At 58.6% G+C, this 18,537-nt stretch carries 15 protein-coding genes and 1 pseudogene; 5 read left to right on the top strand and 11 right to left on the bottom strand.

Features of this window, described 5'->3' with window-relative positions; translation table 11 throughout:
* Positions 1–96: 96 nt before the first annotated feature.
* The 5 genes from EV656_RS15875 (at position 97) to EV656_RS15855 (ending at position 9,109) form a co-directional block, all read left to right on the top strand.
* Positions 97–2,625: a tellurite resistance TerB family protein gene (locus tag EV656_RS15875; protein WP_081979700.1), complete on the top strand. Its 2,529-nt coding sequence runs from the start codon at positions 97–99 to the stop codon at positions 2,623–2,625.
* A complete protein-coding gene (locus EV656_RS15870) occupies positions 2,618–3,925 on the top strand; it encodes an ATP-binding protein (protein ID WP_064260171.1) in 1,308 nt (435 codons plus the stop codon). The genes EV656_RS15875 and EV656_RS15870 overlap by 8 nt, the downstream gene beginning before the upstream one ends.
* Positions 3,926–3,930: 5 nt before the next feature.
* A complete protein-coding gene (locus tag EV656_RS15865; protein WP_043754075.1) occupies positions 3,931–6,102 on the top strand; it encodes a DEAD/DEAH box helicase in 2,172 nt (723 codons plus the stop codon).
* A gap of 95 nt (positions 6,103–6,197) precedes the next feature.
* Positions 6,198–8,405 (top strand): hypothetical protein, encoded by a 2,208-nt coding sequence (locus tag EV656_RS15860; RefSeq protein ID WP_043754170.1) that lies wholly within the window; start codon positions 6,198–6,200, stop codon positions 8,403–8,405.
* An 11-nt stretch (positions 8,406–8,416) separates the two neighbouring features.
* On the top strand, positions 8,417–9,109 hold the full coding sequence (locus EV656_RS15855; protein ID WP_132605693.1) for a competence protein CoiA: 693 nt from the start codon (positions 8,417–8,419) through the stop codon (positions 9,107–9,109).
* A gap of 136 nt (positions 9,110–9,245) precedes the next feature.
* Here the strand turns inward: EV656_RS15855 and EV656_RS15850 are convergent, their stop codons facing one another.
* From EV656_RS15850 to EV656_RS15805, 11 genes and pseudogenes are all read right to left on the bottom strand, one after another.
* A complete protein-coding gene (locus tag EV656_RS15850) occupies positions 9,246–10,322 on the bottom strand; it encodes a TrbL/VirB6 family protein (protein WP_064260170.1) in 1,077 nt (358 codons plus the stop codon).
* 12 nt (positions 10,323–10,334) lie between these two features.
* Complete coding sequence (locus tag EV656_RS15845; RefSeq protein WP_043755080.1) at positions 10,335–10,748, bottom strand: hypothetical protein; 414 nt, start codon at positions 10,746–10,748, stop codon at positions 10,335–10,337.
* The gene (locus tag EV656_RS15840) at positions 10,745–10,939 is read right to left on the bottom strand and encodes a DUF4177 domain-containing protein (protein ID WP_043755076.1); all 195 of its coding nucleotides are present in this window, start codon (positions 10,937–10,939) and stop codon (positions 10,745–10,747) included. Before EV656_RS15840 ends, EV656_RS15845 begins: the two co-directional genes overlap by 4 nt.
* Positions 10,936–11,922, bottom strand: a complete 987-nt coding sequence (locus tag EV656_RS15835; protein WP_043755074.1) for an ATPase, T2SS/T4P/T4SS family — start codon at positions 11,920–11,922, stop codon at positions 10,936–10,938. The genes EV656_RS15840 and EV656_RS15835 overlap by 4 nt, the downstream gene beginning before the upstream one ends.
* A 4-nt stretch (positions 11,923–11,926) precedes the next feature.
* The gene (locus EV656_RS15830; protein WP_043755071.1) at positions 11,927–13,306 is read right to left on the bottom strand and encodes a TraB/TrbI/VirB10 family type IV secretion system protein; all 1,380 of its coding nucleotides are present in this window, start codon (positions 13,304–13,306) and stop codon (positions 11,927–11,929) included.
* On the bottom strand, positions 13,303–13,989 hold the full coding sequence (locus EV656_RS15825) for a TrbG/VirB9 family P-type conjugative transfer protein (RefSeq protein ID WP_173585992.1): 687 nt from the start codon (positions 13,987–13,989) through the stop codon (positions 13,303–13,305). The genes EV656_RS15830 and EV656_RS15825 overlap by 4 nt, the downstream gene beginning before the upstream one ends.
* Positions 13,990–14,000: 11 nt before the next feature.
* Positions 14,001–14,654, bottom strand: a complete 654-nt coding sequence (locus EV656_RS15820; protein ID WP_043755065.1) for a VirB8 family type IV secretion system protein — start codon at positions 14,652–14,654, stop codon at positions 14,001–14,003.
* A 15-nt stretch (positions 14,655–14,669) separates the two neighbouring features.
* A complete protein-coding gene (locus EV656_RS15815) occupies positions 14,670–15,479 on the bottom strand; it encodes a type IV secretion system protein (protein WP_043755082.1) in 810 nt (269 codons plus the stop codon).
* Positions 15,479–16,633, bottom strand: coding sequence for a lytic transglycosylase domain-containing protein (locus tag EV656_RS15810; protein ID WP_173585991.1), 1,155 nt, complete (start codon positions 16,631–16,633; stop codon positions 15,479–15,481). The genes EV656_RS15815 and EV656_RS15810 overlap by 1 nt, the downstream gene beginning before the upstream one ends.
* Positions 16,623–16,790 (bottom strand): hypothetical protein, encoded by a 168-nt coding sequence (locus tag EV656_RS16640; protein ID WP_008327378.1) that lies wholly within the window; start codon positions 16,788–16,790, stop codon positions 16,623–16,625. The genes EV656_RS15810 and EV656_RS16640 overlap by 11 nt, the downstream gene beginning before the upstream one ends.
* Positions 16,787–18,451, bottom strand: a pseudogene (locus EV656_RS15805) (VirB4 family type IV secretion system protein); the annotation flags it as partial. The gene EV656_RS16640 and the pseudogene EV656_RS15805, both read right to left, overlap by 4 nt.
* Positions 18,452–18,537 lie beyond the last annotated feature (86 nt).

Raw genomic sequence — 18,537 nt, 5'->3', positions numbered from 1 at the left:
GGGATTCGATTGTTCTAGCAGAGAAAAATCGCCTAGAGGTTGAGAGGCGGGCGCCGTTCTCTTGAGATCGAACTGGCCAGTTAGGAGATTTTATTGATGAGTCTTGTATGGAAGGTTTTTCGCGTTACATTTTTTTTAGCGATTTATTTCTTTGCTGCTTTGTTAATTATTGCACTTGCATTGCAGTCATGGTCGGACGGCAGCCAAGTTCTTTTTGCATTGGGAGCGCCCATCTTTTTGGTTTGGTGGCAAGAAAGGCGGCGATCTAGAAAAATTGCCGCTACAAATGGCGGCGCAAAGAGTTCGGAAACAACAGAAACGAATTCAGCGCTGGTAGCGCCTCCAAATGCATATGAAAAACGTGTCGAGCGTGAACGCGAACGAACTCGCGAAGCCAATGTTTCCAGAGCATCGGCTGCGACTCAAGCCTATTCCCCACCGAAGCAGGACTACGCTGAGATCGTTCGCGCTGGAAAGTCTGCGGCGCCAGCTCTTGCGGCAGCCGCTGAAAGAAAACAATCTGGGCGAGTTGCATCGAGCAGGTCGTCCCGAACAAAGAAAAGCGGGTGGGTCCCCTCTAGCGAAACAGCTAGCGTCGCCGGTCGCAACATCGGCGGGATGGTCTATGTTGGCACGCCTCCCTTGCTGAACTCTTACGGGTATCGCGACAAATGCCGAGCCTATATCGATCCATCCCTGCCGGTCGCGCGCTCGGGCAGGGACAAGGCTGGCGATGGCATGCCGTATTGGCCCGGATACTCGGATATCTCACCCCAGTGTCGAGCAACCTACTTGGAGTGGTTGGCAACTGGGCGAAGCGACGCCTCCTATAACCCCGGCTACATGTTCCTGTACTTCTACGGGCTGGAGCGTCGCTTCTTCGTCGATCAGTCGAACGAAGATGCAAAGGAGATCGTCCAGGAAGTTCGGCGGCTGCAGTCACTCTACCCTGATAACCATTCCGTCAGGCGGTATTTGGGCGAGTTCCTCGATATCGCAATGATTGCCGAAACCGACCTTGACGCTATCGAGCCGATTTTCGAGAAGCAGGGCTGGGAACTTCCGTTCTCACTCAAATACGCAATCGGAGCCCAGATCGACAAAGGCGAGAACCTGACGGCTGACTGGTTGCTGAGTTGGTTCATCTGCCATCCGGAAACAAATCTGAGAACTCCCGCGACGCGGTGCCGTGACGAGTTCGCCGCTCTTTTCCGTATGCGGTTTGATCGGCGTTTTCCTGATGGGCTCAAAGTGACAAAACCCCGGAAATCACTCACGGCATCCTATCGCGCCGCCTCCAGCGAGTTTCAGGGATCTGCCAACCCAACCGTTGATGGCAAGCCGGTCCCGGATATTTCCGGCCTGCGCAAACCGGTCGAGATTGCCCAGGAGTTGGCTGACGAGGTGATGAACGATCTCGACAAGCTCAGTCGCTTCTTGGGCCGAAATCCTGATGGTCGCGGAAGCGTTGAAGCGCATGCCTTGCTGCCTTCTGAACTGTGGGATGCCTTCCCATCAGAGGAAATGGACCACTTGAAATCTTGGGCAAGCGATATTGTCGATCGGGGGGGATTGGTGCCGCTTGAGGAGGTGATCGGGCGTCTGGAGGGAGAAACGAACGAGAAGATCGGGAAACGGCAAATGACTGGAGCCGCCGACGCGCTCGCGCGCCTCGGTTTCGGTCTGGCACCCGACCCTCGGTTTGCTCTCCGGTCGCCCAAGGCGGAGGAGCCCGTTGTGCTTTTTAGTCTGGGTGAACCCATCGAAAGACTGGAGGAAGTTTCCGACAGCTATCGAAGCGCCTTGATCGAATTGGCACTTGGGTCGTTCGTCGTCCATGCGGATGGTCGCATCGCGGAGCCTGAACGCAGGGCGTTGGAAGATCAGGTTTCTGCCGCGACCCTCAGCGATCAGGAACGCCGCAGGCTGCGTGCAAACCTTGAATGGTTCCTAGCCGTGCCACCGGACATGGCGCTTCTGCGACGGAAACTGAAGGAGGTGGGCCAAGACAACCAGGCCGCCATGCGGGCAGCGCTGGTTGGTGCAGCACATGCCGATGGCATTATTCACTCCGACGAAGTCGCAAGCATCGAGAAAGTCTACAAGGCTTTGGGCCTTGATCCTGCGCTGGCCTACTCGGACCTGCATGCTGGCGAAGTTTCGGATGGTCCCCGCACTGTTCGTGCGTCGCAACCAGGTCGCCCGGGCGAAGCGATACCCGAGCTTGAAAAAGCCAGCGGACCCAAACTCGACGCGTCGCGGATCGCAGCAATCCGTTCGGACACTGAGCGCGTGTCGTCTGTCCTTGGGCAGATTTTCGACGTCGAAGAGGAAGAAAGTGGTGCGTCCGGGCCCGCCAGCCAAAGCCAGCTGGCGGGGCTTGACTCGAAACACGGCGCCCTTGTCCTCGAACTAGTTACTCGTGAGCATTGGTCTGAAACGGAGTTCGAGACGATCTGCGCCTCGCATGGCTTGATGGCGTCCGGGGCACTGGAAGTCGTGAATGAATGGGCTTTTGAGACCTACGATGAAGCGCTTCTCGACGAGTATGATGGATATGACGTGTCTCCGGAGATTGCGGAGGCGGTAAAAGAAAAGATGAGTGCGGAGGGCAGGGATGTCTAAGTTGAAACCACGTGAACGCGATGCAATCGTACAGGCGCTTCGGGCCGGGGTCGTGCCCAAGCTCGGTTTGCGCCATATTCAGGTCGGCCGCGTCCGGGAGATTGAAGAGCTCGTCAAGGACATGGACCGGATATCAGATGGCGGATCGGCGATCCGGTTCATCATCGGGGAATACGGATCGGGCAAGACGTTCTTCATGAACCTGATTCGCCTCGTGGCCTTGGAGAAAGGCCTGGTCGTGATGTTCGCGGATCTGGCGCCGGATCGCCGCATTCACGCGACCGGCGGACAAGCTCGGGGGCTTTATGCGGAGATGGCCCGAAACCTCTCGACGCGGACAAAGCCCGATGGCGGGGCATTGGCCAGCGTGGTGGAACGGTTTGTCAGCCAAGCTCACCGAGATGCTGAAGAACGGGATTTGCCCACTGGGACCGTCATTCGTGAACGCCTTGGCCACTTTGAAGAACTTACCGGAGGGTTTGAGTTCGCCGAAGTCATCCGTCGATATTGGGAAGGCCATGAGACCGGCGACGACGAGTTGAAATCCGCAGCCCTGAGATGGCTGCGCGGCGAGTTCGCGACACGCACCGACGCGCGCAAAGCGCTTGGTGTGCGAACGATCATCGACGACGCCAGTGTCTATGACCATCTGAAGCTTATGTCGGCATTTGTGTGCGAGGCCGGTTACAAAGGCTTGCTCGTCGGCCTCGACGAGATGGTGAACCTCTACAAGCTCACCTCGTCGCAGGCCCGCAATGCAAACTATGAACAGATCCTCCGGATCCTGAACGATGTGCTGCAGGGTAGCGCCGAGAACCTCGGATTTCTCATGGGTGGAACCCCGGAGTTTCTGATGAACACCCGTCGTGGGCTCTATAGCTACGAAGCCCTTCAGTCGCGTTTGGCCGAAAATACCTTCGCGCGAGACGGATTGGTCGACCTTTCAGGACCGGTTGTCCGGCTCGCCAGCCTGACCCCTGAAGACCTTTTCGTACTTCTGGCCAATGTCCGGCGGATCATGCAGGACGATGCCAGTGTTCTGCCGGACGCCGCACTCGAGGCATTCATGGCGCATTGCTCGGACCGGATCGGTGAAGCTTACTTCCGCACCCCGCGCAATACGGTGACGGCCTTCGTGAACCTGCTTTCCGTGCTCGAGCAAAACCCCGGTGTCGAGTGGAGCGATCTGATCGAAAAGATCGAAGTCTCCGAAGACCTCGGCGAAGACATGACCGAGGTAGACGAGTCGACTGGTGCCCAAGACCCCGGTGACGATGATCTGATCAGCTTCAAGCTCTGACGCCGATGAGCAGTGCGTTCGACAAACTGGCGAGACCTGTGCAGAAATGGATACGCCAGCAAGGATGGCGCGAACTTCGCGACATCCAGGCGCGATCCATCCGGACGATCTGCGAGACCAATACCGATTTGATCGTTGCGGCGTCCACGGCGGGCGGAAAGACCGAGGCGGCGTTCCTGCCGTTGATTTCACAGGTGCTTGACGAGCCGTCCGACGGCACCGGCTTCGACCTGCTCTACATCGGTCCGCTGAAAGCCTTGATCACGGACCAGGCCATGCGGCTGGAGGGCATGTGCCAAGAAGCAGAGCTTCCGGTTATTCCCTGGCACGGGGATGTCTCGCAATCCGTCAAGACGCGGGCGTTGAAATCTCCGAAAGGGATCCTGCTGATAACCCCAGAGTCCCTTGAGGCGCTTTTAATTCGTCGCGGTTTGGAAATCCCTCGCCTGTTTGGGGCCACGCGGGCGGTCGTTATCGACGAACTGCACACAGTCCTGGACAGCGAACGCGGTGTTCAGCTTCGTTCACTGCTCACAAGGCTCGAGCTTGCGATAAAGCGTCCAGTCCGTCGGATAGGTCTGTCAGCGACGCTGGGGGACATGGACCTCGCCAAGGCCTATCTTCGCCCTGACGCAGCAAGCTCTGTCCAGCTGATCGAAGCAAATGGCGGCGAAGCTGAATTGAAGCTTCAGCTTCGCGGCTACCTCTCAGGCGATGAAGATGACAATAGTCCATCCGCAACTGACGCCATAGCAGCCCATCTGTTCAAGCATCTTCGAGGCAGTGACAACCTGGTCTTCGCCGGGGCGCGCCAACGGGTCGAGATTTACGCAGATCGGTTGCGGGAGCTTTGCGAACGGGAGCACCTGCCACAGGAATTCTATCCCCACCACGCGAGCCTCTCCCGAGAACACCGTGACTTCGTTGAGCGGCGCTTGAAGGACCCTGCGAGACCGACAACCGCAGTATGCACGTCAACGCTTGAGCTTGGAATCGACATCGGTGACGTGACCTGCGTGGCTCAAATCGGTGCGCCATTCAGCGTTGCGGCTTTGCGACAACGGCTTGGCCGGTCAGGCCGGCGTGAAGGACAACCGGCCATTCTCAGGCAGTACGCTGTCGAAGCCAAATTGACGCCGGAGAGCAGTTTCGTGGATCGTCTTCGCCTCGGCCTGATTAGGTCCATCGCGATGATAGACCTGTTGCTTGAAGGCTGGTGCGAACCACCAAAACCGCAGGCGCTTCATCTCTCGACGCTCGTCCATCAGATACTGTCAGTCATCGCGCAGCGCGGCGGTGCGTCCGCAAGTGTGGTATACAACGTGCTCTGCCGCGAAGGCCCCTTCCGAAAGGTCACGACCGGAGTCTTCGCAGATGTGTTGCGTGCAATTGGACATCCAGAAACCGGCTTGATCGAACAGTCCGGGAGCGGGCTGTTACTTCTGGGACCGACAGGCGAAAAGCTGGTTGAGCATTACAGCTTCTATGCGGTGTTCCAGACACCTGAGGAATTCCGTTTGGTTGCAGAGGGGCGGGATCTTGGAACCCTGCCGATCGACAATGTTCTTGCGCCTGGGATGCTGCTGATATTTTCTGGGCGGCGTTGGGTGGTTCAAGAGATCCATGATCTTGAAAAGGTCATCGTGGTCAAACCCGCGAAGGCCGGTGTGCCTCCTGTCTTCGGCGGAGATGCGGGGGACATTCATGACGAGGTGATAGACCGGATGTTCACCGTGCTGGAGGGGGATATCAGTCCACCCTACATGGAGCCGGTTTCGCTAGCGATGCTTGACGAAGCGCGCGCCCACTATGAGCGACTCGGGTTCCGGACCAAGAACATCCACAGTCTTGGCGAGCATGCATCGATCATTGCAACCCGGGCTGGGACGGTTAAGACGTCAACCTTGGCGCTAGCGCTCAGAAGTATGGGGTTCTTGGTCGAACAGCATGACGGGTTTCTGATGGTGCAGACCGGGGACGAAACACCAGATCTACGCTCAGTGCTGGCAGATATTCGATCTGGCGAACCCGTTGATCTGTTCGCGGGAGCAGGTAACTTCATGTCTGAGAAGTTTCATCCGTACCTGTCGAAGCCGCTCTTGGAGTTGGATGCAGCCAGTTCGAAGCTTGTTCCTCAAATTCTTCCAACGTTGGTTGAAAGGATAATTCAGGCATGAGCGGTGGGAAGCAGAGGTTGTTTCCTTGCATGCTCTGAGCCGCTAGGGCCAAATGCAATGGCCTTTTGGGGCGCAGAGGTCATTTGGAGAATGTCGTGGCTGACAAGCTGAACATAAATTTAAGATATTGCTATGGAATTGGAAAACTCGAGGCAGAGCTGGAGTTTAAGCACAAAGGCTACGCGATCTACGCTCCAAACGGTGTTATGAAAACATCGCTTGCGAAGACAATGATGGACCTTTCGGAAGGCAATTCGCCGAAGGACCTGCACTTCCCGAATCGCGAACCTACTTGTGAGATCACCCTGAATGGCGAAGCCATTAAGAAAGAGGAAATTTTCGTCGTTAAATCCTACGATGACAAATTCTCTTCAAGTCAGGTGTCCACTCTTCTTGCGAACGCCGAACTCAGAGCGAAGTACGAGGGAATCCATCAGTCGATTGGCGAAGCAAAGAAGGCTTTGGACAAAGCTCTCAGGAACGCTGCGGGGTTTGGAGAAAGATCACGGGAAAACTTAGACCCGATTATAGAGGATGTATTTGGCCGCAGCTACTATGAGGCACTTTCTGCGATTGAGGACGAGCTCAACGAACTTCATCAATCGGACCTCGGCAAAGCCGACTACAGAATCCTGTATGACCCAAAAGTTCAGCAATTCCTTGCCAGTGAAGATGTGGCGGCTGCGGTCGAAGACTTTGCGCAAAAGTATGACGAGATAACCGAACAATCGCCAATCCTTCGAAGGGATTTTCAGTATCACAATGTCGCCCAGGTTCAGCAGCAGCTCGAAGCGAACAACTTTTTTAACGCTGGACACAGCATCAGCTTGGCGGATGAAAAAACGGATCAGAAGGAAGAGGTTTCATCGGACCAATCTCTTCGCGAGCGAATCGAAGAGGAGAAGCTTCGCGTCTTGAACGATAAGGCGGTGGCGAAGAAATTTGACACATTCAATTCAAAGCTCAAAAACAAGGAGCTGCAGGCTTTCCGAGATTATATCACAGATAACAAACACCTTCTGCCCATGCTCAACGACCGGGAGGGCCTGAAACGTGACCTTTGGATGCAATATCTTCGGGCTGCACTTGATGAATACAAAGCGCTCGTATCCGAGTATCGAGCTGGTCAAAGTGCTCTCGCTGAAATCATCGCAGACGCGGACAGCAGCAGAGGTGATTGGGACGCTGTAGTGGCAGACTTCAATCGTCGCTTTCTCTACCTGCCGTTTGAACTTTCCGTTGAAAATAAGGCCGATGCGATCCTCAAAGGAAGTGCTCCTTCGATTGCTTTCATCATCAAAGATTCAGGTGAAGAGAGGCGTTACGCTTCATCCGAAAAGCAAGAGCTGCTCCGAGCGCTAAGCACAGGTGAAAGTCGCGCACTCTACATCCTTGATATCATGTATGAGGTGTTCGTGCGATGGAAGAACCGCACCAAGACCCTCTTTGTCTTTGACGACATTTCTGACTCGTTTGACTACAAAAACAAGTTCGCGATCATTGATTTCTTAGAGGATGTGACCAAGACCGAAGACACTAATTTCCTTGCCATCGTTCTGACTCACAACTTCGATTTCCTTCGAACAGTTTCAAGCAGAGATATCTGTCCAGCACATCAGTGTCGGCTGGCGTTTCGATCTGATGACGGGATCAAGCTTGAGCCATTCGAGCGGACGGACATCCAGAGTCCGTTTCGTAAGTGGCAAGGCAGGTTGGCCGAACCGTCAGTTCTAATTGCCTATATACCGTTCTTACGTAATTTAATCGAATACACGCTTGGCCCCAAAGATGCCGATGGGAATCCTAATGCTGACTACCTGCAGCTTACCAGGATGCTCCACTTCAAAGATGAAACGGAAGCCCTCACCATCGAGGATTACAAGGACGTGTTCGAACGCCATTTGGCCGGGTGTACATTCCCCGATGTTGATCTGACGCAGCCAGTTATTGAGCATCTTTTCGCGACCGCCGATGAGTGTGAAAAAGTTGCCGATGGCATCAATCTTGAGCACAAGATCGCTCTGTCAATCGCGATCAGAATGCGAGCCGAGCGATACATGGTCGCAAAGATCCGTTCTGCGGAGGCTGAATATGATGTTTCGAATAAACAAACAGGGAAAATATTTCAGAAATTCAAAGACTTGTTTAATAACGAAGCTGAAAAAATAGGCCTTCTACGCCGGGTCAATCTAATCACGCCAGCAAACATACATCTCAATTCCTTTATGTATGAGCCAATCTTAGACATGGGCATGGCCGAGTTAGTGACGTTGTACCAGAACGTAAAGTCAGATTTGAACTAGGCGTGATCGGAATGCGTTTTGCACTTTTGAATGGTCAACGAGTTGAGGCGACGCCTGGTGCCTTGGGCTACTGCCCAGGCTGCAATGCCGCCATGCTAGCTCGATGCGGTACCAAGAAGGTCTGGCATTGGGCGCACAAAGGCCGCCATCATTGTGATCATTGGTGGGAAAACGAAACCGAGTGGCATCGCGACTGGAAGAACCGGTTTTTTACCGACTGGCAAGAGGTGCCAGCTCGCGATGAAACTGGCGAGCTTCATATTGCGGATATCAAAACACCCTATGACCTTGTGATCGAGTTCCAGCACTCTGCTATCAAGTCGGATGAGGTAAGAAAGCGCACAGATTTCTACGGTCAAGTGATTTGGATTATCGATGGAACCCGCCGCCCAACTGATCTGACCCAATATGAACGGATGCTGTCAGAAAACTATCCGGAACGGTTCGACGGCGTAGATATCTACACCGTTTATTGCGAGGAAACACGGCTTCTCAAAGAATGGGGATCATTGGGCAAGATTGTCGGATTTGACTTTGGCGGCGAAAATCTATGCTTGCTGACAGCCGCACAAGGCAGAAGCCGCTATCTCTTCGACTTCCCAAAGGTGGAGTTCGCTAGGTTGATTTGTGAAGGGAGGCCGCTGCCAGTGGTTCAGTTCGCAGAACCCACCCAGCGTGGTTATCGAAGGCGTAGAGGATTCTAATAAAAGTCAGGCGGTAAGCAGTCGTTCTTGCTGGCAATCCTATTTTAATATAGTCAAACCTTTGGATATGCATACAGCCCGTGGCAGATCACCAGCGATACCTTTGCGGTTTTGGAGGGTTTTTCACATTTGCCCGTCACCGCCGCCCCAGCCTTCCCAACCGGGCCAGTTGAGCCAGCATTTGAGACCCTGCCCCAGGTGACCCAGTGCCACTTGCCTGTCCGGTCTGCCCCATGCCTTGCCGCACTGGCATCTGCTGCACACCAAAGAACTGCCGCGCTCTAAGGGCGGCATATTCCGCGCCACTGGCACCGCCGATCAGATAGCGGTTGTAGGCCTGCTGGCTGCCCATGGCGGCGCGGGCGAAGCTGTAGCCCCCGCCGAGACCTCCGGAGAGGGCGGGCATCATGATGTTGCCGGAGATCGCGCGAACGATGAAGGGCGTTGCGATGATGAAGCCCTTGGCCATGAGCACCATCATGAAGAAGGGAATGAGCGCGCCGATGTTTGAGGCGCCTTCAGGATCGCCAAGCTCGCCGATGAGTGCGGAGGAAACGCCGGTGATTGTCGCGAACACGCCGGCGACGACGATGGGGTAGAGCGCAAAGGAAACCAGCGCCGACAGCCAGCGCGCGAAGTAGTCTTTGGTCACCTCGAAGAGTGTCAGGAATATCATGACCGGCGCGATCCCGATCAGAAGCGCGATCATCAAACGCGAGGCCACGAGAATGAAGGCGGCCAGCCCGCCGAGGATGGAAAGCAGCAGCACCCCGACAATGTCGAGCATGGCCCCTGCCATCCAGTTCAACTCGGAACCAGCGGCATTCAAATAGTCCCCCAACTCGGCGATCAACCGGTCGAATTCTTCGGCGAAGGTACCAGAAGGGCCGGGAGTCCCACCACCGACCGAGGCCACGAGCGCCCCTGCAATGCTGTCGATCCCGGCAAGGATGGCGGATGAGAGCGCGTTGAACTGCACCCAGTTAGTCGCGAATATCCCGATCAGTCCGATCTTGACCGCGAGCCAGAATGCCGTGCGCCCGTCCATCGCCTTGTACTGGTAGATCATGTTGAGGAACACAAGGATCACCACCAATGTTGTTCCCAGCACCAGAAGCGTGCCGACAGTAGCTGCAACGGAACCGAACTGGGTTTCCGCCGCGGTGTCGAGATAGCCTTGGGAGGTTTCAACGAAATATGTGACGACGCTCATCGGGGATCAGCCTTACCAATTGCCCGCAGCGTCGCAGATGGCTTTGGCCTCGAGGCGAACGTCGTTGGCGCGTCGATTGTAGGTTTCGGAAGCTTCCAGCATTTCCCAGCGTTCGCCACTGGCGTGGCGCTCACGAAACACCGCCTCAGCTGCGTCCCAAGATGGGAACCGGGTCTCGCAATCGCAGCTGCCGGACTCGACAATCCGCTCGAGGTTTTGGGCGCGATAGATGTCCTGGACCAATACGCGCTGATAGGCTTGGCGCAGGGGGATTCCTTGCATCCAGCTGGGCTCAGCGGGCCGGTCCGGACAGACGTTGAAGCTGCGATCGAGCGTCGGCACTAGATTGCGCTCGGCGAAGGCGGGGACAGCCAGTAGGCTCAGGGCCACTCCGGTCAAAGCAACGCTTAGCCGTGCCAGCCTCATGCCGTGGCTCCGATGGTGGTCGTTTCGCGTTTCAGGAAGACCGTGTGCCCAACATTCGCGAATTCCGAGGAGCTGATCGACACCACCTCCCAGCCTTCCGCACCTTTGGCATTCAGGCTGGCTTGCATGTCGGCAAGGCTGGTTTTGCGGGTCATGGGAAAGGACAGGATATCGTATTCAAAGGTTTTCATTGGGAAGCTCCGATCTCATTGGTGCCGGGGAGGTAGAATTCGGTGATGCCGCGTTTGCCATCATGGCGACCGGCCTGGATGATTACGTCGATGGAGTTCTCGATGTACTGGATCATGTCGGCATAGGTCATCGGGATCTCGGTCTTGAGTGCGGCGATGGCCAGACGCTGCACGGCAAGTTGCGGGGTTTCTGCGTGCAGCGTGGTCATTGAGCCGCCATGGCCAGTGTTGATCGCCTCGAGGAAGGTCATGGCTTCCTTGCCGCGCACCTCGCCCAGGATGATCCGGTCGGGGCGCATGCGCAACGTTGCGGTGAGCAGCACATCGGCGGTCTGGAACTCCGCATCGCGATTGGCGATGAGGGTCACGGCATTGGGCTGGGTCGGCAGAAGCTCGGCGGCTTCCTCGATGGTGACGATGCGTTCCTCGGATGGCACGTGCGAGAGGATCTTGCGTGCAGCCACGGTCTTGCCGGTGGAGGTGCCGCCAGAGACGATCATGTTAAGCTTGTTGTCGACGCAAAAGGCCAGCGCATCGTCGATCACGCCCGCGGCCACCACTTCGCGCAGTTCGTGGGTTTTCTCGAGGCGGAGTTCTTCAAGCTTGCGTTCCTTGCCAAAAAGGAAATCAAGCGCAATCCCGTCAAGCGGCAGGCTTGAGAAGAACCGAAGGCTGATCGACATGGCCGAGAGCACGGCAGGCGGGGTGATGACCTGTGCGCGGATCGGGCGCCCCTTGTAGGTGATCGAGACCGAGACGATCGGGCGGTCCTTGCTCATCGTTGTGTTGGCGGAAGAGGCGATCTGGTTGCCGAGGTCCTTCACTTCTGTTGCGGTCAACGCCTGGTCCAGCCTCCGCATGAAGTGATCGCCCTGGAATTCGCCCCAGCAGGTGCCATCAGGGTTGATGCAGATCTCGATGACATCGTCGCGAGCGGCGGCGTCGATCCGGTCGAGCGAGGTTTCGAGATAGCTCAGCGACATGGGCTCAGAATATCTCCAGATCGCGGTCGACCATGACCGTGACGCGGGCGCCCTGGTCGACATAGATGACGGGGCCGATGGAGAGGTAATCGCCTATGACGCTGTCCGTGGCATCTGCCAGATCATCGCCAACGTCTTCGAGAGCGTCGGCGGCAGTCTCATCCTGGACTTCGGAGGCGGCAGCACTGGGTGCTGCTGAGATCAGCGAGATCAGGGCGGCCGACCCGAAACGCTCGGCGAAGCGTGTGTCCACGAAACCGGTGACGCCAGAACGGCCCAGTTCATCACCTCCGAAGGAGCTGATCTGGACGGTCTGGCCCGCGGGCAGGATGATCCGGTCCCAAGCGATAGTCACGCGGCGCTGCGCGATATCGACGCCAGCGCGGTAGCGCCCGATGAGACGGGATCCGCGGGGGATCAAGAGGCGCGCGCCATCGACGCTGTAGACATCCTCGGACACCACGGCACGGGTCTGGCCGGGCAGGGAGCTGTCAAGGGCAGTTTCCATGACGGCCTGGATCATGGTGCCCTGTAGAATCGTGTTGGAGGGATTGGCGATCACCTCGGCCTGCGTCACGGTAGAGGGCAGCGCCCCGTTCAGCACGAAATCCGTCACCTCGCCAAAAGTGCGTTCGGTCAGAGCTGTTTCATTCGCTCCGGAGGCACCGCCAAAAGCGATGGTCGGCGAGGCGATGCGCCGCTCCTGGAAGGCGCGTTCCTCCGCGGCGCGGCGTTCAAGTTCCGCGAGCCGTCTTGCTTCTTCCTCGCGCCGGAGCCGCTCTTCTTCCCGCGCGCGTAACTCGTCCTCGGTGGGCCCGATGGGTGCCGGAAGGGGCCGGTTGGCCTCAAGCTGCGCGAGCTCAAGGTCCATGCGGAGTTGCTCCAGTTCGCGGTCGCGCGCCGTGAGCTCATCGCGAAACTGCTGTTGCGCGGTTTCCGACGCGGCTTGCAGGGCCGCGATCTGCGCGGTCAGCGCGTCAATCGCATCTGCGGCAGCGGTGTCTTCCTCGACAACTGGTTCAGGGGCGTTGCGCAACTCCTCGATCTGGGCCTGCAGCGCGGTGATCTGCGCCAGAAGCTCCGCGTTGGGCTCGACTGGATCCGGTCCGACAAACACAACCTCGGGCTCGGGCGGGGGCAAGGTCTCGATGGCGCCAAAGCCGTCCCCCTCGTTTTGGAAGACATCCGGGGTGGCCGTCGGCAAGGCTTCCTCTTCGTCGGGCTGTGAGAGAAGATAAAGCAGGGCACCACCCGCGCCGATGACGAGGACCACGATCAGCGCGAGAAGGGGCGACCGGCGCTGCGCCGCCGTGGGGGCGCGGGCACTGCCTTTCTCAAGGGCGGCGAGGCGTTTTTCCAGCTCGGTGTTCTCGGTATCGCTCATGAGGCGGCCTCCGCGGGCGGGATCGCCTCGATGCAGACCACCTCTTCGCCAAGTCGCAGGACCCATTGGCGGTTTACGCCGCTGACGCGGATCACACCGTCCTCAGGGGTTTGCGTGTTGACCGTGCGTTCACGGCCGCCCGCGTAGCGGAAGATCGCTGGCACAGGTGCGTTTCTTGGAAAGGCGAAATACGTGAACGTCCCGTCATCCCAGATGCGGGTTGGCGTGAACTCGGTCCGCGCGCTGGCGCCGTAATTGTAGTTCGGCGCTTGGGCGGCGATGGCCCGGATCGGGCGCGCAGCGTCGTCAGGGTAGCGGAACTGCACAACGTAGAAGGTCGGGCTGCGGACCTCCTCGACGTTGAAATAGTAGCTTCGCCTGTTCGTGTAGACCGTCACATTGGTATGGACACCGCGCGCGACGGGCTTGATTGCAAAGGCCTGACCACCGGGGACGCCATCGATCTCGAAGCCTTCCGTGTCGCCCGCGATGATCGAGCGGATGCTTTCACCCTCACCGAATTCGACCGTGGTCACATGGGTGAGCGACACGCTGAGACGGTAGACCTGACCCTCCTGGTAGGTGGCCAAGCGCACTCGGCTGTCGTTGGGACCGCCACGCGGGATGGTTTCGGCAGAGGCGAGGCCGGGCAACAGGGCAATGACAAAAATAAGCGATCTCATATACAACAACGTCAGTTCTCCAATCTGTCGGAGCGGATGGAATATTCGCGCACGGTGAAGCCGAAGGGGTTGGTCCAGACCTCGTCGATGGAGCGGCGGGTCTCCGGGCGGAACTCGAAGAGAAGCGTCGCAGTGAAGAGGCCGGTCTGGGTGCCGTTAATGGACGTCAGGCGCTTGCGCAGGCGGACCGTCGCGCGGTTGGTTCCGATCCGGTTGATGCTGAGGATTTCCACGTCGAGCCTGGCGTTGGGGCCATAGACGGTCGGCGGGTAATTCTCGTTGGCGCTGTTCCAGATCTGGCGCAACCCGCTCTCGGCAGCTCCGTCCGAGCGGCGCAGGACGCTGCGGATGCGCAGGTCGTTGTCGAGCTGGTTATAGACCTCGCGGTCGGTCACGTAGCGGAAGACCTCCGCCTCGATGATCGCCTGGTTGGCTGTGACAGACGTCGCGCCCACCGAAGCCTCGGGCAGGGCAAAGCCGGTGGCGGGATCATAGGGCACGACCACAGGCGGCGGATCGACATCGAGGATCGCGACAGCCGCCGCGCTCAGGCATCCGAGAATGCCGAAGATGAGCCCGATGAGCCCAAGGCGCTGCCAGAGGCGTTCACGGCGCAGAGCACCATAGACCAGCTCTTCTTCGATGATTTCCTGTTCACTCGCCACGCGTCATGCCTCAAATCAGTCTGCGCGCAGGTCCGGCAGCGTAAAGTCCATGAAGCGCTGCTCTTCGGCGATGGTGGCGGCATCGATCACGCCGCCGGTGCCATCGCCCACGGTCTGGATGGCTTCGAGTTGCCACATGGCGACCAGTGCAATGGCGAGCTCCGCGGTCACGCGCGTGTTGAGATCGATGCTTTCCTTTAGTTCGTCCATGTCGTCGATGAGCCCGACAAGGCGGTCGACCCGCTCGAGCGATTGGCCGGCATCCTCATAGCTGTTCTGGGCTGCCGCCGAGACAAGGGCACCGGTGGTGGCCTGCGTCGCCACGCGGTTGGCCCCGGGATTGCCGCTCGTGGCCATTTCCGAGAGGGTGTCATCGTCAAATCCGAGATCGGCCAGCACCCGATCCATCTGGGTTTCGATTTCGCCCGCGCCGGAGCCCGAGAGGCCCGAGAAATCTCCCGTCTTGATCGCCTCAATCGTGGCGAGGATATCGCCGAACTCTTGGTCGAGTAGGCCATTGAGTTCGTCTTCCATCTCGGTGCGGATGATTTCTGGAAGCTCGGCGAGGCGGGTGAGGGCCTCGTAGGTTCTTTGCAGCTCCGCGAGTTGGTCCGTGAGAAGGCCGAGCTGTTCGCGGAGCTGCGTCAGCTGCTCGTTTTGCAAGATCTCGTCCTCGATCATCTGCCGCAGCTGCTGGATGTTTTGCGCGATGTTCTGGGTATCGACGACGGGCACGCCTTGCGCGAGGACGGGGGATAGGGCGCCAAGATGCAGACCAACCCCAAGTGTCGTGGCCAAAGCTGTCCTCAAGAGCAGATGTCCCATCATTCAATCTCCCTGATCGTAAAATCCATGAACGCGCCTTCGGCCATGCGGGCGCTGGCCTGGGCCAGCTCTTCGGCGGAGAGCACGCGGGTGCGGGCGGCCTGAAGCCGGATGCGGGCGGCCACGAGACGCACGAGTTCGGCGCGGGCATAAGTGTTGAGCGCAACGCTCTCCTGCACATCCTCGGTCTCGGAAATCCGTTCGACGATATCCGCAATACGTAGGGCGGCTTGCCTGATCGCGGCGGGTGAGTTGTTGCCATAGAAGGCCGCGCCGTGCCCAGTGAGCGAGAGGTTGGCATTGGCCAGAAGCGCGGGGTCGATCGTGCCAAGCGCTTCGATCCCGCCGATACGGGTCAAATAGAGGTTATAGCGTTCGGGGATCACCTGGACGTAGTGCTGGGTCTCGCGAAAGGGTGGCACGCCGCCATACTCGAAAACCCGGCCGGGTCCCGCGTTATAGGCCGCGAGCGCATTGATGATATTGCCGTCGAAGGTGTTGAGCTGTGTCGCGAGATAGCGTGCACCGCCATGCACCTGCAGGTAGGGGCTGTCATAGTATTCCGGATTGATGCCCAGATCGCTGGCGGTACCGGGCATGATCTGGGTGAGGCCAAAGGCGCCGACGGGAGAGCGTGCACCGATGGTGAAACGGCTTTCCTGCCAGATCAGCGCCTGTAGGAGTGCGCGCCATTGGACCGGGGAGAGGCCCGCGCGGCCAACGCCGGCAAAGCCGCTGGTCTCCTGAGCCACGCGGATAATGAGCTGCTCGATGTTTTCCGCCGCATCCCCGAACATCTGCGCACCGCCGGGATTGGGGTCGATGTCGGCATTGCCATAGACCGCCTCGACTGACCGGGCCGGATCCCCGCTGCCGCTTTCCAGCCCCGAGACCATAGCCGGCAAGCCCTGACCGCCGAAGCTGGTCTGGGCATCGAGGATGCGTTGCAGGGTTTCCAGCTGCTCCCGTTCGATCTCGGCAATGAGTTCGCGCACGGCAAGCTTGTCGGCCTGAACGGCCAAGTCAGCCTCGCGATCGCCAGTCTCGACGATGTCACGCGCGGTCAGCCCACTGTCATTGGTCGGCACGCCTTGAGACAAAGCGAGACCGGGCAGCAGGCAAAGGGCCAGGATATGAGGCAGGCTAGACTTCAATGTCGCCCTCCGGTGCGCCAAGGGGCGTGAAGGTGCAATCAGGCGAGATGGCTGTCGTGGAGGCGAGGAAGGTGAAGCAATTGGCCTGCGGTTCCTGGTACTGGGCACAGGAGGCCAACGCACCGAGCGCGGCAACGAACATCAAAATACGGGTCATGAAAGCCTCCAGAAATCAGGGCGGTCGCGGTAATCGGCGCCGACAAGCGCTTCGCCCTTTTCCATGCCGCCAAGGATGGTGAGATTGGGTCCAAGCGCGCTCAGATCGGCATCGACGACGATCGAGCCCTGATCGTCGCGGATCAGCGCCAAGCGGCTGTTGCTGCCCGTGTTGAGAAGGACATCGAGCTCCTTCTCCGTGAGGTTCAGCATGGCGTAGTCCGCTGGCTGCGCGCGGATATTGGGGAGCAGGATCTGCGTCGGCACCGCCTCGATGATGGTCTTGCCGGTCCGGGTGCGCTCGAGCTGGCTTGCGTATTGCGTCATCATCACCGCGACCGTGTTCTGTTTGCGCGCTGTCACCAGCCAGTTCGACAGCCGCTCGGCGAAATACGCGTTATCGAGGGCCTTCCAGGCCTCGTCGATCACGATGATGGTGGGGCGGCGGTCCTCGATTTCGCGCTCGACCCGGCGGAAGAGATAGGACAGGACCGCCATCCGTTCCTTGTCGGCCTCGCTGTCGAGAATGCCGGTCAGATCGAAGCCCACCACATCGCCCTTGAGCGAGAACGTGTCCTCGAGGCTCTGCCCGAAGATCCAGCCATAGCGGCCGTCCTCGGTCCATTCGAGCAGGCGCTGGTGCAGATCGCCGCCATCGTCGGTGGACACAAAAAGCGATGCGAAATCCCGCCAGTTCCGCAGGGCCGGGTTTGTGGCCTGCGCGTTCTGGCGCACGACTTCCTGGATGCGATTGGTCTGGGCAGGAGTGAGCGGCTTGTCGGCGCGGTAGAGCAGGGTGACAAGCCAGTCCGAGAGCCAGGCGGTGCCGCGCGCATCGGTCTCGGTCCAGAGCGGGTTGAGGCCCGTGGGCTGACCGGCGTTCAGGGACGCGTAGCGCCCGCCATTGGCGCGGACCGCCATCTCCATACCAAGACGGTAATCGAAGACGAAGATCCGCGCGCCTGCGCGACGGGCTTGCGTCATCAGAAAGGCGGACAGCACCGATTTGCCCGACCCGGGCCGACCCATGATCAGGGTATGCCCGCTGGTCGGTTCTTTGTCCGGGCTGCCCTGCTCGTGGTAGGAAAACCGGTAGGCGCTCTGCTCCGGCGTGGGCAAATAAGTGACGACCCGGCCCCAAGGGGTAAGTGCTGCGGGTTTGCCGAGCTGCGTCCGGTGGAAGGCCGCAAAATCCGCGAAGTTGCGATTGGTGACGGCGCTCGCGCGGACACGCTTGGGCTGGTTGCCGGGGTGCTGGCTGAGGTAATGGGCCTTTGCGGCGACCCGCTCGCCGATCATTTTCACGCCCTCGGTCGCGGCGGCATTCACGATCTCGGCGCTGAGCGTCTGCAGCTCTTCGAGCGTTTCGCAGAAGATCGTCACGACCATGTGGTGCTCACCGAAGCTCTGGCGTTTGGCCTCCAGATCATCGGCGGCGATGTCGAGCGCTTCCATAAGCGATAGGGCGGCGTCCTGGCTCGCCTGCATCTGGCGCTTTTGCCGCTTGATGCGGCCCGCCATGAGGTTCGAATTGATCGGCGTGAAGGAGTGCGTGACGATCATGTCGACCGGCAGGTTCAGCATGTCGAACATGGTGCAGGATGTGGCCTCAGCATATTCCCCGATGGTGAAACTCTTGCCGTAGCGATGGCCCACTGAACCGCCCCGGGTTTACCGGAGAGTTTCTGGTTCAATGATTAGGCTGCTTTTTCGTTGGCTTTCAAGCGTGCGTAGAATGCCTCCTCTGC

Source organism: Rhodovulum adriaticum (genome assembly GCF_004345735.1).
GTDB classification, from domain to species: Bacteria; Pseudomonadota; Alphaproteobacteria; order Rhodobacterales; family Rhodobacteraceae; genus Rhodovulum; species Rhodovulum adriaticum.
This window is presented reverse-complemented; position numbering and strand designations above follow the sequence as displayed.